We start from the raw sequence: 15,482 nt of genomic DNA, 5'->3' as shown, positions 1-15,482 counted from the left end.
GTGCGACCCGGATTGTTACGGAACAGATGCGACGACGACGTCGCCAAATCCCCGTACCGCCAGCTCCCCGTCACTGTGCGGAACAAATATCGCCTGCCCCGAGTTGAGCGGTTCACGCCGACCTCCGGCAAAGATTTCCACTGCACCTTCCAGGCAGACCACCGTGCGCGGGCCGCGCGAACGCAACTTTTCCGTGGAGGTAGCATCGCGCAGATGAACGACCGAGAGTTCAAAATCATCCACGGGAACGTAGAAAGTGGACACCGCCTCGCTCATATGCTCGGGGGCGATGCGAATGGGAGGGACGGCGGCATCGTCCATAATCCGCACCAGTTCCTCCACATCCACATGTTTCGGGGTGAGGCCGGCGCGCAGCACATTATCTGAGGCCGCCATGATTTCCACCGCGGTTCCAGACAGGTACGCATGCACTGTCCCTGCGGGGATAAATAGTGCCTCGCCGGGGCGCAAACTCACAGGATTCATGAGGAGGGAAGCTACCACTCCGGGGTCGCCGGGATAGTGCTGTGCCAGGGTTTCCACGATGCGGTCCGCGCGCGGGGAGGGTGAAGTTCCCCGCTCCAGGCGCGCGGCGCAGGCTGCTACCACCTGCTGAATCTGTTCAGGAGAAGGGCGGGTTCCCGCGGAAAGCAGATCGGCGAACACCGCGCCCACCCCGCGTTCTTCCACGAGAGCCGCAAGCCGATCCGTGAGGGGCAGCCCGAGACTACCCAGCACTTCGGCGATGCGGCGCGGGGTGCGCAGCCCGCAAATAGCCTCGAAAGGCGTGAGAGCATAGGCCAGTTCCGGTTTGTGATTGCGATCCCGATAGGAGCGATGGGGAGCGGTGCGGGAAATTCCGGCGGCTTCTTCCCGCTCGAAACCCGCACGGGCCTGCTCGAGAGAGGGATGCACCTGGAGGGACAGCGGCTGATCCGGGGCAATGAGTTTGAGTAAATACGGTAATTCACCCCCGTGCCGGCGCGCCACATCCGCACCGAGCATCTCTCCGGGTGCCCGGGCAATAAGATCACGTAGGCTCGATCGGCCGGCGCCCAAAAAAGTAGCGGATTCTTCGGTACGTTCCGAGCGTTCCCGGAGATCCGGGTTGTCCGAAGGCTCCAGGCAAGCCGAAAGCTCCGAGCGATCCAACGTGCGCACGCCTCGCGGCTGGCCAGCCCGGTGCCGCGCGTGCCGCCGCCCGCCCGGAGCGCGTACCGCGGCGCCCGCGCGCCCACCCACCTCATCTTCACGCCCGAGCCGGTGTTCCCCAGCGGGTGCGGAGGGGTAGAGCTGGGCCAGATCGAAGAGTGGTGCATCCGCAGCACTGACCACCTGGGCCGAATCATCAGGGTGGGCCCCGAGCCAAATTTCCGCCACCCGGGTTTCCGCCGGAGCGTAGCCAAAGAGCGCGGGAAGCGCACTGGTACCGCCCCACGCATAATCTCTGGCCCGCCCCTGGATCCGCATCACAGCCGCTCCTGTTTTAGCTCAGGGTGCCGGTGGCCTGGTAGCGCCGCCCGCGCGATCCGCGCACCACGGTCCGCCCGCGCCCACGGCGAATCACCGGGGATACGGCTGCCGAAACGGCTTCTTTCACGGTTGCTTCCGCGGCCACTTTCGATACCGGTACAGAATCCGCTATTGGGGCTGCCATTTCCGCTGCCGGCACATCTGCCGCCGCTGCGGTTTCCGTTTCAACCCCGGCCGTTTCGTTTTCCGCCACCGCGACCTTGCGGCGCACCCGGCGGCGCCGGCCGCTGCGCTCAGCCCGCTCGGCCCTGCCCGCTGCGGCGGCCCGCGCCGAATCCTGACGTTCCTTTTCCGAGGCTGCCCGCGCTTGCGCTTTCTCCGTTTCCAGCTTGGCCAGCCGCTCACTCCACGGCACCCAGCGCGGAGCCAGCAAAGCGCCCGCCCCGGGCAACATCTCAATTTCGTTAAAGGTCACGGTACGGGCCCGACTCGCTCGGCTCACCGTAATACTCCAGTACCAACCGTGATACCCCGGATGAGTACAGGTAAAGAGGTAGGACACCACCCGGGTGTCCTCGGCGAGGAATCCTGCGTACTCCCCCACGAAACGTTCGGCAATAGCCCCAAGGAGGGTTTCCCGCGCCTCATCAACAGCCCCCGCAAGGACTCGATCTTCGGGCAGACCGGGCAGCGGTTCCACCCGCTTATCATCGGGTGCCACCGCTATATTTTCATCAACGCGGTCCTCCGGGCGCGCCATATCTGCACCCTCATCCGCATGCCCTTCCACCCTCACATCGGGAAAGTGGAGCGCGGCGGATTCTTCCCCCGCGTAGTTGTCATGTTCTTCATTCTTAGGCATCAAAATCATCGGCAACCGCACGCAAGGCGCGCGCGATCTGCCCTCCCCCTTCCGGGTAGCGACCGCGCCGAAGCTGGGTGGAGGCCCCGTCCAGAAGCCGAATGAGATCTTCCACGATCACCACCGTTTCCTCCGGGGAACGCCTATTCTTCCGCGCGAGCGATTCAAGTTTGGTTATCGGTTCGACATTGAGTGCTTGCGGGCCGCGGCGCGTATCGGCAAGCCCGAAGGACACCCGCTGACCCTTGCGCGGCGTGAGCCCTTCCGGGAGGGCCGAGGAGGGCAGGAAGACCTGCGCACCGTCCTCATCGCTGACAATAAAGCCGAAGCCCTTAGCGGCGTCGAAAAACTTAACCTTTCCGGTTGGCACAACACTCTCATTTCTAGCAAAAACGCTTCGCACACGGTCGGGCGAAGCACCAGCGTCATTCTACCAGCGCCCCCGCGGGCACAGGCAACGCTACCGGCTGAACGCCCCGGCCTCTTTTCCCATCCGACTCCCAGAATGCTGTGGTTAAATTGTGCCGTCCGCCACGTAAGGGGTAAACCCGGTGAGCACCACCGGGCACACGGAAGGTTGAAATTATGGGGATCGCACGCCGGCTAGCTGGAACATTAGCGCTCGCAAGCGCTCTATTGCTCTCCGGCCCACTGGCCGCCGCGGAAGAACCCCTCACCAGCGTTGACCCGGTCACCGATCACGCCCAGGTGCTTTCCGCCTCTGAAGAAGAGCAGCTGCGTACTTCCCTTGACCGCCTCCAAGATGAGACGGATTACGCGGTGCGTTTCGTTTTTATCAACAGATTCGACGGCGCCAGCGCGGACCAGTGGCCCATCGAAACTTTCAACCGTGCCGGGCTGTCCAGCGATGCTACCCTCATCGCGGTGGCCGTGGATAGCCGCCAGTTCAGCTACGCCTACGGCCGCTCAAGTTTCTCCGCCTCAGATCTGGACCGGGCTTTTACCGCGGAGGTCCGCGCCGCCTACCGGGATGGCCGCTGGCTGGAAGGTTCCCTCGCCTACACCAGGGCCTTAGCGCAAGGGGAAGAAACGAATTGGGGCGGTCTGGCGCTCGGGGGTGGCGTCGTCGTCGTTATTATCGGGGCCATTATTTTCGTGCGTTCGCGCAAACGTAAAAAAGCGGAAAATAAAACTCGTGAAGATCTTGCCGCGCTCGGCAAACGTGCCGCAGCCGCACTTTTAGCGACAGACGACGGCGTGCGCAGCGCCGCCGCGGAACTCAATTTCGCGCGGGCACAATTCGGGGTGAACTCAGTGCGCGGCTTTGACCAAGCGCTTGCGCAGGCACAGCACTATCTCCAAGAAGCTTTCAACCAACGCCAGCTCTTGGACGACGATATCCCCGATACCCCGGAGCAGGTGCGTGCCTATAACACCGCGATTGTGGAACTGACCGAAAAAGCACAGCGAGCCATTACCGAACAGGAAGAAGAATTTGCCCGGCTGCGTGATTTAGCGGCGAATGTGGAGGAGGCCGCGGCGCGGGTGCGCGAAGGCGTGACGGATATTCGCACTCATCTTCCCAGCGCTGCCCGGCAATTGGACTCGCTGGCGGCAAGTTACGGGGAGGGCGCGGTGGCAACTTTCCGCACCTACCCAGGGGATATTGAGTCTCTCGTGGCCGGGGCGGAGGATGCGCTCGGGCAGGTTGATCGGCTGCTCAGCGGGGGCGAACGCAACCAGGCCGTGCCGTTTGTGCGTATCGCTGAGCAGGCTTTGGATGAGGCTGCGGAACGCTACCGCGCGATTTCTAACGTCCAAGAATCTATTAATCGAGCCTTCGCCCAACTGGCTGAGCATATCTCTTCCATTTCCGCGGATATTGCGGATGCCCATCGCATCGGCGGGGATAATGCCCAGGTGGTCGCCGCACGGGACCGGGCGGCGGCGCTGGTGGAGAAATATCGCGGAGAGCGGGTGGATCCGCTGGCCGGAATTCGGGAACTCACCGACGCGGAACATGACCTGGACGGGGCGCTCGCCCCGGCCCGGAACGCGGAGGAAAACTACCGCCGCCAGGCAGCCGGAGTGGAACGGGATCGCCAGCGGGCCCGGGCCACGGTGCAGCGGGCGGAGGCGATGGTCTCGCAAAACCGCTGGAGCACCGGGAACGAAGCACGCGCCCCGCTGGAGGCGGCTCGCACTGCCTTACAAGCCGGGGATACCAGCGATGACCTGGCTAAGCGCCGCGATTATTACACGCGGGCCGAATCCTATGCCCAGCGCGCCATGGATGCGGTCCAGGAAGCGATGTCCGCCCGCAACTCCGGTGGCTATGGTGGCAATAACGGTGGCGGGGACGTAGGTAGCCTGCTGCTCGGGATGTTCCTCGGCTCGCTCTCCGGGGGCGGATCCCGCCACAATTCTGGCTGGGGTTCCGGCTGGGGCTCCGGTTTCGGCGGGGGCCGTTCCAGCGGATTCGGCGGTGGTTTCGGAGGTTTTGGAGGTGGCTCCGGCGGATTTGGTGGCGGGGGCGCCGCGGGAGGAGGGAGCCGTTCATTCTAATACCGGTGGCTGCGTGCGTCCGTTGATCGCGCCCCGCCCGGATACTATTTATCCATTATTCATCACACATTCCTAACTCGATCACACAGAGAAAGGCTGATCATGGCTGAAAAACAAACAATCCTCGGACGCATTACCCAGCTGGCGAAGGCAAATATTAACGCGCTCCTCGACCGCGCTGAAGACCCGCAGAAGATGCTCGACCAGATGGTGCGGGATTACAAGAATTCCATTGCGGAAGCCGAAGATGCCGTTGCCCTGACCGTGGGCAATCTGCGCCTGGCACAATCCGATTACAACGAGGACATCAAAGCCGCCCGTGACTGGGGGCAGAAAGCTATCGCCTCCTCGCGCCGCGCCGATGAGATGCGGGCCAAGGGCGATGAAGCGGGTGCGAACCACTGGGATGACCTGGCGAAGGTGGCGTTGAGCAAGCAGATTCAATACGAGCGCGAAGCCAAAGATGCCGAACCCATGCTCGCCTCCCAGGAAAAGGTCGTTGAACAGCTCAAATCCGGGCTCACCCAGATGAAGGAGAAGCTCACCGAGCTCAAGAACAAGCGCGATACCCTGGTGGCACGCCAGAAATCCGCACAGGCGCAAAGCCAGGTGCAGGATGCCATCTCCTCGATCAACGTGCTGGATCCCACCAGTGAACTGGCCCGTTTCGAAGACCGAGTCCGCCGCCAGGAAGCCCTGGCCCAGGGCAAGGCCGAAGTTGCCTCCCTGAGCTTGGCCGATCAATTCGCCGAATTGGAGGATCATTCCGACGACGCAGAAATCGAAGCGCGCCTCGCTGCCCTCAAAAGCGGGGAAGCCCCCGAGCAAATCGAAGGCCGGGACTTCACTAGCTACTAAAGTACCTGGCTCCTCCGCTCCTCAAGCACACAGTTCTCCGGCGCGGGGAATATCCCACACCGGGCACAAGCACACGCCGCATGCACCTAGGTGACCCAAGCGCGGCGTGGCTTCCCGGGCCGGGGTGGCAAGGCCACCCCGGCCCGGGGCGTCGTTCCACTTCTATCGCTCCCACGGCTTTGCTTTCGCTTCCCGCAAACTTTCAGGAAGCTTCCAGATACCTCGGGTTTCCTTAACATCATGACGCCTACCGAGCACACTCCCGAAGCGGCCATCCTCGTTGTTGATGATGAGCCCTCGATTCGCGAACTTCTTTCCGTTTCTCTCCGGTTCGCCGGATTCGATGTGTACACCGCCGCCGATGGCGCGGAAGCCCTCGCCCACCAGCAAAATCAGCACCTGGATCTGGCCGTCCTCGACATTATGATGCCGGGCATGGACGGCTTTGAGGTGCTGCGCCGGCTGCGCGAACGCGATCACGATCTGCCGGTGCTGTTCCTCACCGCCCGCGATGATGTGAAGGACAAAGTCCAAGGCCTGACCGTCGGCGGGGATGACTACATCACCAAGCCTTTCTCCCTGGAGGAAGTAGTGGCGCGTATCCGCGCGGTGCTGCGGCGCACCAGCCCGGAAGAAACCGAATCGGCGGTGCTGCGCTACGCGGACTTGGAAATGAACGAAGATTCGTATGAGGTCACCCGCGCCGGCCGGCCGGTGGAGCTCTCCCCCACCGAATTCAAGCTACTGCGCTATCTCATTATTAATGCCGAACGAGTGGTTTCCAAATCACAGATCCTCGACCACGTCTGGGATTACAACTGGCAGGGTGAGATCTCCATCGTGGAATCCTATATTTCCTATTTGCGGCGCAAAATTGATTCCCCGGAAGCCCTGGGGATTACCGATCAGGAAGAGGCCCGCAATCTCATTCCTCTCATCCACACTCGCCGTGGCATCGGCTACGTTCTGCGTGCTTCCAAATAACATTCGGTTATGACCCAACGTCACGATCCGCTCCCGCCGGAAAGCTCGGGGGCTGCACCGGTGCCGAGCCGCCCGGCGCAGCCTGGCAAGCCGGCTGCCGATTCTCCCGGGCGCGCCCGCCGCAGCGGAGTTTTCCGGCGCGCGCTGCGGCCGGCCCGCACCCTAGCCGGCCGCCTCATTATCGCTTTTGTCATCCTGGTGGGAACCGCGGCAACCTTTTTGGGTTTCGCCTCGGTCACCCTCCTCAAGCAATACCTGGTCTCCACTATCGACCAGGATCTGACCACGAATGCGCGCTCGGTGGAGCGGATGTTCCTGCAGGATCTGCCCGGTGCCAGCCAGTCCTCCTCCCTCAACCTCTCCGATTTCTTCGTGCGGGTCAATTGGGCTATTGCCGGGCAGCGGGACGTGACCACCTACGAACTACCCAATCCGGGGGCCGTAGAAGAATTCGGCTACCCGCGCGATCTCGAGCATATTGCCAGACTGGGGTCCGAAGAACCCGTGACGGTTCCTTCCACCCTGTATGGCTCTGATTGGCGGGTGCTGGTTCACCCTATTAGCCCTTCCTCCACCGGCGGTCTCATTACCGGGAATATCATTATTGCCCAGCCACTCGGGCCGATCGAGTTTACTATTGCGCGCCTGCGCCTTATTTTTGTGCTCGCCGGGCTCGCAACCGTGCTGGCGGCCGGCCTGGCCGTTACCGGTCTTGTATCGCGTACCTTGCGGTCCCTGCGTGATATCGAGGCGGCCACGCATACCATCGCGGAAGGACATCTGGCCGAACGTGTTCCGCACGGTCAGGACGACGACGAAGTTGGGATGCTCGCTAATTCCATTAACGTTATGCTCGCTCAAATCGAGCATGCCTTCGCGGAAAAGGAACGTTCGGAAGCAAAAATGCGACGCTTCGTTTCGGACGCCTCTCACGAATTACGCACCCCGCTAGCAACCGTGCGTGGGTATTCCGAGCTATATCGCCTGGGCGGAGTTCCCCCCGAGCGTGTCCCTGAGGCGATGGAGCGAGTGGAATCGGAAGCCAACCGGATGGCCGGGCTCGTGGAGGATTTGCTCCAGCTGGCCCGCCTGGACGAAAACCGCCCCCTTAACCTTGACTGTGTCAATCTTGCCAAGCTGGCAGATAACGCCATCCTCGATTTCCGGGTGCGCGCCCCGCAACGCACCGCCACGGTGGTTGCTTTGGATGGGAGCACCCCAGCGCCCGATACGGTGGAAGTCCACGGGGATGCGGATCGCATCACCCAGGTGATCGCAAATCTGCTTTCTAATGTGCTCGCACACGCCCCGGAAGCCAGCCCGGTAGAAGTGGCAGTGGGCATCGCGGAAGGCCACCCCACTATTGAGGTGCGTGATCACGGCCCCGGTATCTCCGAAGCCGATTCCCAGCGAATTTTCGAGCGTTTCTACCGCCCGGACTATTCACGTTCGCGCGAATCAGGGGGCTCCGGCCTAGGTCTTGCCATTGTTGCCGCTATTATGGCCGCACACCACGGTACCGCCCGGGCGCTAACCACCCCCGGTGGCGGGCTCACCGTGCAGCTCACCTTCCCCGCCCCGACCGAGCCGTGTCAGAATCCGGCAACGCCCGGCTAAGCGAGCTACTCAGTTTCCGGAAACTCGCCCGTCTCGCCAGCATCGGGCGTCTCGCCAGCATCGGGCGCCTCGGCAGCATCGGGTATCTCGCCGGTCTCGGGCAAATCGAAAGGACTGGCACCTTCCGGGGTGAGCGGGTGCGCACTTTTCTGCTCGAGCATCATCTCAATGGCGGTGAAGACCCGGCCCATAAAATCAGCCGGGTCTTCCTCCGCGAGGCCATACATAGGCCTGCCGATAAACAAAAAGACCTCGCCGCGGAATTTGGGGAGCACCGCACCCACCGGCATAACTTCATGCCCACCGGACATGGCGATGGGAACAATAGGAACATTGAAACGCTGGGCGAGGGCCGCGGCACCCGCCTTCGGGGTACCGAGTTCCCCGGTGCGTGATCGCGTGCCTTCCGGGAAAATCAGAATCGGAACTCCCGCGGCCAGTAGACGGCCCGTCATCCCTTTGGCGCGGCCGGGCTGGTATTCCGAACCAGCCTTCCCGGTGGGTTTTTTACCGCGCTCAATGGGATAAGTATTAAAGAACAACGAGGTGAGATTGGAGATGCCGCGGCGGCGATAAAAATAATCCGCGGCCGCCCCGGTCGCTAACCGCTCAGTGAGTTTATCGGGAAGCAGCGAGAAAACCATGGGAGCATCCAGGTGCGAGGAATGATTAGGCACCAGGATAAACGCGCCGTCCAGGTTTTCGATATTTTCCTCTCCCAGCACGGTGGGTCGGAGAATCGTGGACATGACCGGTTTCGTGAGGGCGCGGCGCACCCGATGCCGGCGGCGGGCTTTGGACTCATCCAAATACGGATCGATCGGTTCGAGCTCACTCACCCGCGGTCCGCCTTTCGCCCACTGCCATTAATTTTCCTTGCCACCCAGTTTACCGCGCAGCGCGGGCCCTTTTCCGCGAGGAAACCAATAATCTTGTAGCGCACCGTGGGGGTACAGCGGACTTTTCCGCGCGCGGCCGCCGCGAGCGCGGCCCGCGCCACCGTATCGGGTTCCAGCCAGAGCGCATCGGGAACCCCGGAGCGTTTCCCGCCGGAGTTGCGGTGGAAATCCGAGCGTACCCATCCGGGCAGTACCGCGGTCACCGTCACCCCGCTGCCGTGCAGTTCCACAGCCAGCGATTCGGACCATACCCGCACAAAGGATTTGAGGGCCGCGTAGGCGCCCATGGGAACAAAGCTCTGCACCGAGGCAATATTTATGAGGGTGCCCTTCCCTCGCGCAGCCATCGCCGCCGTGGCCGCCGCACCGATCCGTACTGGCGCTCCCGCCATGAGGGCCGCCGCGGCCTCAATCCGGTCCATATCCCCGTTCACGAGACTCTCGTAGAGACCGGCCCCGGCATTATTCACGACCACATCAACAGCATGGTCATCTAGGTAGCTGCACAGGCGTGCGACGTCGTTCCCCACACCTAGATCGCAACACATCGTTTCGCATTCCACGCCACCGGCCCGGAATTGTTCGGCAACGGCATTCAGGCGTTCCTTCCCACGCGCCACCAGAACCAGCGCGTACCCGCGGGCAGCGAGCTGGCGGGCGAAAGCGAGCCCAATACCGGAACTTCCCCCGGTCACCAGTGCCCGAGGCCGCTGCCCGGCGGGCGATGCGGAGAAGGCTGCGTCAGATATCACGTCTCTACGTTAGTGCACCGGCCGCGCCCGTGCACCTCGCCGACCCGGTTATCGCGTTCAGCTGGGCGAAAAGTGGCGGGCCCGGGGCGCTGCCAGCGGGCGCTCCGAGGGCCGAGCCGCACTCTCCCTCGGCGGTCCTAGCGTGCGAGAAGGCCCAAAGTGTCCCCACCCGGGCCGGGGCATGATTAGAATCAGTTGCGTTTGAGTGCGGAGGGCGACGTGCGTCGTCGTCCCCTGGCGAAAAGTTCGCCGCGGGTGCGCACCACGGTGGGAGGAAATATGTCCGTTCCTTCGTGGCTGCCGGTTTCTTTCGAGAAGGCAGTGACGGGGCTGGGGGCGACCGCGTCCAGCGCGGAGATTCAGGAGACGTGCGCTGCTGTTCTCAGGCGCTGGTCGGAACCTGATCGCATCTTCCACGATATTCACCACCTCACGGCCATGCTTGCCAATGTGGAAAAGCTCATTAACGAAACGCATCACCCGGATACCGTGCGGCTTGCTGCCTGGTACCACGGGGTGGTTTTTTCGACGTCGCGCTACCGTGTTTACACGAAACGCGGGGGTGAAGATGAGTTGCTTTCTGCGCGCACTGCCGAAAATGAACTGACGCAGCTCGGCATCGTTCCCGAAACCGCGCGCCGGGTGGCCGAATTGATTTGGGGTATGAAGGCGCCGGCGCTCACCGCGATGCCGGTTATGGGGCGCGCCCCGGCCACCAGCCTGGGGACCGCCGAGCAAGATATTGACATTATGGTGCTGCGTGATGCACACCTGGCAATTTTGGCCTCCTCCCCGCAGAGTTACCGGCGCTATACTCAGGCGATTCGCGAGGAATACCCACATATTCCCGATGAGAGTTTCTGGCGCGGGCGCGAAAAAATCGTAGCGAAGCTGCTGGAGCGCAAGCATTTGTTTTATACGCCCGAGGGCCAAAAATGGGAGGATGCGGCGCGTCAGAATTTGCAGGCGGAGGCCGCGAAGCTGCGCAAGCGCCTGGCTGAGCCGGAACCGGGTGCGGACGTGGCGCGAATGGCGGACGGTGCGAACGCTGCGGAGGCTCCACGCCCGGCAGGTACCGTTCGCCCCACGGATGCGGCGCGAACGGCAGATGTTACGCGCCCGGGGGATACCGATTTAGGTACGACGACGCTGCCACCCCTCACTGCGCCAGCCGCGCCCGTAACGCCGGCCGGAACAGATGCCTACCGCGATGCCCGTACCGAAACCTCCACTTTGGAGGCGGTGGAAGCTCGTATTCCGGAGGAGGATTCCGGCGAGGTGACGCGGGTGCTCCCGGTCGGGCCGGATACCGCAGCGAGTGAGCCGCAGCTGAGCGCCGAACAGATCCGTAAACGCCAACGCGAGGAAGTTTCCCAGGCCATGCTCAATAAGATTAATGAGCGGCGGCGTGCGGCGGAAAAGGAACGCGATGAAGCCATTGCGCTGGCGGAGAATATTGATTCCCCGCTCGCGGATCGCGCCCAGGCAGAGGTGTGGAAAGAAAAGGAACGCGAGGGTACGCCCCGGCGTAACCCACGCTATACGGAGACCATCCCGCCACTGATCGAAGATGACCCGGAAGGCGATATTGTGGCCCGGCCCGCCGCCCCCTCCCCCACGCACGGGATCGAGCGCGAACCGGATATGTAAACACGGCCGGGCACTCACGTGCGGCCGGATCGGTAGAGCGCGGCCGAACCTGCGAACTGCGGGCCGGGTCTGTTAGTGCTTCCAGATATACCAAGGGTGGCGCGCCCTCCTTTCGGAAAGCGCGCCACCCGAAAACTACCAGATCACGCTGGCAGCACTATTACTTCTTGGCGTCAGCTGTACCTGAACCTAGCGGTTTAGTACATGCCACCCATGCCGCCGTCACCCTGCGCGGCCGGAGCCGGCGGTTCGGGCTTGTCAGCCACCACAGCTTCGGTGGTAAGGAAGAGACCGGCAATGGAAGCCGCGTTCTGCAACGCCGAGCGGGTCACCTTGACCGGATCCATCACGCCCGCCTCCATGAGGTTGACGTATTCGCCGGTGGCCGCGTTGAGGCCCTCGCCCTTGGGAAGGTTGCGCACCTTCTCGGCCACCACGCCGCCCTCGAGGCCGGCATTGCTGGCGATCTGCTTGAGCGGAGCTTCGATAGCGTAGCGCACGATGGCCGCGCCGGTCGCTTCGTCACCCTCGAGCTTGAGGTCGGCGAAAGCTTCCTTACCGGCCTGGATAAGAGCCACGCCACCACCGGCGACGGTGCCTTCTTCCACGGCCGCCTTGGCGTTGCGCACGGCGTCCTCGATGCGGTGCTTGCGTTCCTTGAGTTCTACCTCGGTAGCCGCACCGGCCTTGATAATCGCTACGCCACCGGCAAGCTTGGCCAGGCGCTCCTGGAGCTTCTCGGTGTCGTATTCGGAGGTGGAGTTCTCGATCTGGGTGCGGATCTGGGAAACGCGCCCGTCGATCTGCTCCTGGTCGCCAGCGCCGTCCACGATGGTGGTGTTTTCCTTGGTAACAACCACCTTGCGGGCACGGCCGAGGAGCGTGAGATCGGTGTTCTCCAGCTTGAGACCAACGGACTCGGAAATGACCTGGCCGCCGGTGAGGATGGCCATATCCTGGAGCATTTCCTTGCGGCGATCACCGAAGCCCGGGGCCTTGACGGCCACGGAGCGGAAAGTGCCGCGGATCTTGTTGACCACGAGGGTGGCCAGCGCTTCGGATTCCACATCCTCAGCGATGATGAGGAGCGGGCGATCTGCCTGCATAACCTTTTCGAGAACCGGGAGGAGTTCCTTCTGGTTGGAGATCTTCGAATCCACGAAGAGGATGAAGGGATCTTCCAGAACGGCTTCCTGGCGCTCGGCGTCGGTCACGAAGTAGGGGGAGAGGTAGCCCTTGTCGAAGGACATACCTTCGGTGAGCTCAAGCTCCAGCTCCAAGCCGGAGGACTCTTCCACGGTGATGACGCCTTCCTTGCCGGCCTTATCCATGGCTTCGGCGATGACCTCACCAATTTCCTGGTCACCAGCCGAAATGGCGGCGGTGGAGGCGATCTCTTCGCGGGTATCAACTTCCTTCGCGTCCGCGAGGAGGCGTTCGGTCACGGCCTTGACCGCGGTATCGATGCCCTTCTTCAGCGCGATGGGGTTGGCGCCGGCGGCCACATTGCGCAGGCCTTCCTGCACGAGGGCCTGAGCGAGAACAGTTGCGGTGGTAGTGCCGTCACCGGCGATATCGTCAGTCTTCTTGGCGACTTCCTTGACGAGCTCAGCACCGATGCGCTCGTAGGGATCTTCCAGCTCAATTTCCTTGGCGATGGACACGCCGTCATTCGTGATGGTGGGGGCGCCCCACTTCTTATCGAGAACGACGTTACGGCCCTTGGGTCCCAGCGTCACCTTGACGGTGTCCGCGAGGAGATTGAGGCCGCGCTCCATGGAGCGGCGTGCTTCCTCATCAAAAGCAATGGTCTTTGCCATGCGATATTCCTCCAGAATCACTGTGGCCGGTGCCCGCGACGGACGACTTCCCGCGCGAAGCCTTTCTTCGCTCACGGTCAGCCTCACCAACCAGGTGGACTTATCACTCACATACTCGGAGTGCTAACAGAGATTCTGGCACTCTCTAGGCGTGAGTGCAAGCTGTGGTTCAGGTACGACGACGCAGCAGCCACCCGCCAGAAAAACGCGATATGCCCGCAATTCCGCGCACCTAGCTCCGGATGAGCGTCCCGAAAACTTGAGTGGGAAGCGCTCAAGTTTTAGCGGCTGGCGAAGCCGGGAATCTTGACGTGCGGTTCTTTAGCCGCGGGTATCTCCCGCCAGCACGACGACGATGCTATCTCCGCTCGCGCTGGCGTTTTCAACGAAATCGGTGATTCCCAATTCGGCACCGATGGCTTCCACAGTGGGTAGATCAGCGGCCGCCGGATAGAAAATCTGGGAGTGCGCCGGCGCCGCGTGCTGGTAGTTACCGATCGAGGTGGTAGTGAAGCCAGCTTCGGTGAGTTGGCGCTGGTGGGCGGCGGCATACCCGGAAATTCCGGAGGCGTTGAGGATGAGGGTGGAACGGTTGTGATCCACCGCAGCGGCCGGAGTCGGGGAAGCTGATGGTGAAGCTTCTTCCGCGGGCGCCGGTGCCTCCGAAGCGGGAGCAGGGCTGCCTTCCGCGCCCGATCCTTCAGTGCCCGCTTCGGGCGCTGGCGTTGCGGACTGGGCCGGTGCACTCACGCTCGGTTTCTGGGAGGGTGGCGCTACTGAAATCTGGTTCATTTTGACAATGCCGTACCCGAGAGCCGGGGCAAGAATGAGGATAGCGATAAGCGCGATCCACCACCTCACCGAGGATTCGCGCTTACGGTGCGCCCCGCGGGTTGTGCGCTGGCGCGCCGCGATATCAAATTCGTCTACTGGGTACTTTCCTGCCACACGGCTAGCCTAGCTGTTTTCCGCCGCGGCCGCCGCGTTCCTTATCGCGCAGATCCCGCAAACGGGTAATAGCCCGCACCACATCCGGATACTCCACTTCAGCACGCGGGTTATTGAGGATGCCGGACAGAATGAGGTAGTAGCGGGTGGGAGTCATGCCCAAGGCCCGAATTGCCTCAGTTTTCGTGCGGTACACGGCCCGCCAGCGCATCTCCGTGGTGAGGACGCGCAGCTCGTCGTCGTGCAAGGCAGGCCCGGCACCGCGCAGGAAATCCTCCCAGGCAGCTTCTCCGCTACCCTCGCTCGAAGGCGCGCCCGCAAAAGGAGGTTCCTCACTCCGGTACTCTGACACTATGCAGCCTCTTTCCGAAATCATCAGCCCCGATTGGGCGCGGGCTCTCGCCCCTGTTGAACCTATCATTCACGAGATGGGCACGTTCTTACGCGAAGAGAACGCGGCCGGGCGCGGCTATCTTCCCGCGGGCAAAAATGTGCTGCGAGCTTTTACCTATCCCCTGGATGCCGTCAAAGTTCTCATTGTGGGTCAGGACCCTTACCCCACCCCCGGTAATGCGGTGGGGCTCTCTTTTAGTGTGGCACCGAATGTGGCCCCGCCGCGCTCGCTCGTCAATATTTTTCGGGAATTGCACGACGACGTTGGAGCTCCGCTTCCCAGCAGCGGTGACCTCACGCCGTGGTGCGAGCAGGGTGTGATGCTGCTCAACAGAGTGCTGACCGTGACCCCCAATAACGCCAATTCCCATCGCGGGCGCGGCTGGGAGAAGGTCACCGATCACGCGATCCGCACTCTCGCGGCGCGCGGGAAACCGCTCGTAGCAATTTTGTGGGGCCGCAATGCTCAGGAGCTGCGCCCGCTGCTGGGAGACACCCCGGTCATCGCCAGTCCGCACCCCTCGCCACTTTCCGCTTCGCGCGGTTTCTTCGGCTCCAAGCCTTTCTCGCGGGCCAATGCACTTCTGGCCGAGCAGGGTGCCAGTCCGGTGGATTGGCGCCTGCCCTAGGAACCCGCACATTTTAATTTACTACGGCGTAGTATGAAACTAAGTGCGGGATTCCCACCCGCATATCACGT

The 15,482-nt window shown here is 62.5% G+C and carries 14 protein-coding genes; 6 read left to right on the top strand and 8 right to left on the bottom strand.

The features are described from left to right. Positions 1-15 precede the first annotated feature (15 nt). The 3 genes from manA to ACRQEG_RS03980 are packed head-to-tail and all read right to left on the bottom strand — an operon-like array spanning position 16 to position 2,705. Positions 16-1,470, bottom strand: coding sequence for a mannose-6-phosphate isomerase, class I (manA, locus tag ACRQEG_RS03990; RefSeq protein WP_435730937.1), 1,455 nt, complete (start codon positions 1,468-1,470; stop codon positions 16-18). 16 nt (positions 1,471-1,486) lie between these two features. Next, positions 1,487-2,335 carry a DUF3027 domain-containing protein gene (locus ACRQEG_RS03985; protein WP_320757702.1) on the bottom strand — a complete coding sequence of 283 codons (849 nt, stop codon included), beginning with the start codon at positions 2,333-2,335 and terminating at the stop codon, positions 1,487-1,489. Beyond that, positions 2,328-2,705: a cold-shock protein gene (locus tag ACRQEG_RS03980; RefSeq protein ID WP_026428428.1), complete on the bottom strand. Its 378-nt coding sequence runs from the start codon at positions 2,703-2,705 to the stop codon at positions 2,328-2,330. Before ACRQEG_RS03980 ends, ACRQEG_RS03985 begins: the two co-directional genes overlap by 8 nt. 215 nt (positions 2,706-2,920) lie before the next feature. Between ACRQEG_RS03980 and ACRQEG_RS03975 the strand changes: the two genes are divergently transcribed. The 4 genes from ACRQEG_RS03975 (at position 2,921) to ACRQEG_RS03960 (ending at position 8,320) form a co-directional block, all read left to right on the top strand. Beyond that, a complete protein-coding gene (locus ACRQEG_RS03975; protein ID WP_320757703.1) occupies positions 2,921-4,861 on the top strand; it encodes a TPM domain-containing protein in 1,941 nt (646 codons plus the stop codon). A gap of 102 nt (positions 4,862-4,963) precedes the next feature. Then, positions 4,964-5,719: a PspA/IM30 family protein gene (locus tag ACRQEG_RS03970; RefSeq protein WP_016443286.1), complete on the top strand. Its 756-nt coding sequence runs from the start codon at positions 4,964-4,966 to the stop codon at positions 5,717-5,719. 240 nt (positions 5,720-5,959) lie between these two features. Next, positions 5,960-6,703 carry a response regulator transcription factor gene (locus tag ACRQEG_RS03965; protein ID WP_320757704.1) on the top strand — a complete coding sequence of 248 codons (744 nt, stop codon included), beginning with the start codon at positions 5,960-5,962 and terminating at the stop codon, positions 6,701-6,703. Positions 6,704-6,712: 9 nt separating this feature from the next. Further along, complete coding sequence (locus ACRQEG_RS03960) at positions 6,713-8,320, top strand: sensor histidine kinase (RefSeq protein WP_320757705.1); 1,608 nt, start codon at positions 6,713-6,715, stop codon at positions 8,318-8,320. A gap of 5 nt (positions 8,321-8,325) precedes the next feature. On the opposite strand, the gene ACRQEG_RS03955 is transcribed toward ACRQEG_RS03960, so the two are convergent. After that, on the bottom strand, positions 8,326-9,159 hold the full coding sequence (locus ACRQEG_RS03955) for a lysophospholipid acyltransferase family protein (protein ID WP_320757706.1): 834 nt from the start codon (positions 9,157-9,159) through the stop codon (positions 8,326-8,328). Continuing rightward, positions 9,156-9,971: an SDR family NAD(P)-dependent oxidoreductase gene (locus ACRQEG_RS03950; protein ID WP_320757707.1), complete on the bottom strand. Its 816-nt coding sequence runs from the start codon at positions 9,969-9,971 to the stop codon at positions 9,156-9,158. Before ACRQEG_RS03950 ends, ACRQEG_RS03955 begins: the two co-directional genes overlap by 4 nt. A gap of 201 nt (positions 9,972-10,172) precedes the next feature. Between ACRQEG_RS03950 and ACRQEG_RS03945 the strand changes: the two genes are divergently transcribed. Next, positions 10,173-11,621, top strand: a complete 1,449-nt coding sequence (locus tag ACRQEG_RS03945; RefSeq protein WP_320757708.1) for an HD domain-containing protein — start codon at positions 10,173-10,175, stop codon at positions 11,619-11,621. Between the two features lie 197 nt (positions 11,622-11,818). Here ACRQEG_RS03945 and groL read toward each other — a convergent pair whose 3' ends face one another. The 3 genes from groL to ACRQEG_RS03930 all read right to left on the bottom strand — a co-directional run bounded on the left by groL (position 11,819) and on the right by ACRQEG_RS03930 (position 14,741). Then, positions 11,819-13,441 (bottom strand): chaperonin GroEL, encoded by a 1,623-nt coding sequence (groL, locus tag ACRQEG_RS03940; protein WP_016443292.1) that lies wholly within the window; start codon positions 13,439-13,441, stop codon positions 11,819-11,821. A gap of 321 nt (positions 13,442-13,762) precedes the next feature. Continuing rightward, positions 13,763-14,389: a LytR C-terminal domain-containing protein gene (locus tag ACRQEG_RS03935; RefSeq protein ID WP_435730934.1), complete on the bottom strand. Its 627-nt coding sequence runs from the start codon at positions 14,387-14,389 to the stop codon at positions 13,763-13,765. Positions 14,390-14,393: 4 nt separating this feature from the next. After that, positions 14,394-14,741, bottom strand: a complete 348-nt coding sequence (locus ACRQEG_RS03930) for a DUF3263 domain-containing protein (RefSeq protein WP_435730933.1) — start codon at positions 14,739-14,741, stop codon at positions 14,394-14,396. A 1-nt stretch (position 14,742) separates the two neighbouring features. Between ACRQEG_RS03930 and ACRQEG_RS03925 the strand changes: the two genes are divergently transcribed. Beyond that, entirely contained in the window at positions 14,743-15,411 is a 669-nt protein-coding gene (locus ACRQEG_RS03925; RefSeq protein ID WP_435730932.1) for a uracil-DNA glycosylase, read from the top strand. Positions 15,412-15,482: the final 71 nt, after the last annotated feature.

Origin of the sequence: Actinotignum stranguriae, assembly GCF_051265215.1 — a bacterium.
Taxonomy (GTDB): domain Bacteria; phylum Actinomycetota; class Actinomycetes; order Actinomycetales; family Actinomycetaceae; genus Actinotignum; species Actinotignum schaalii_C.
This window is presented reverse-complemented; position numbering and strand designations above follow the sequence as displayed.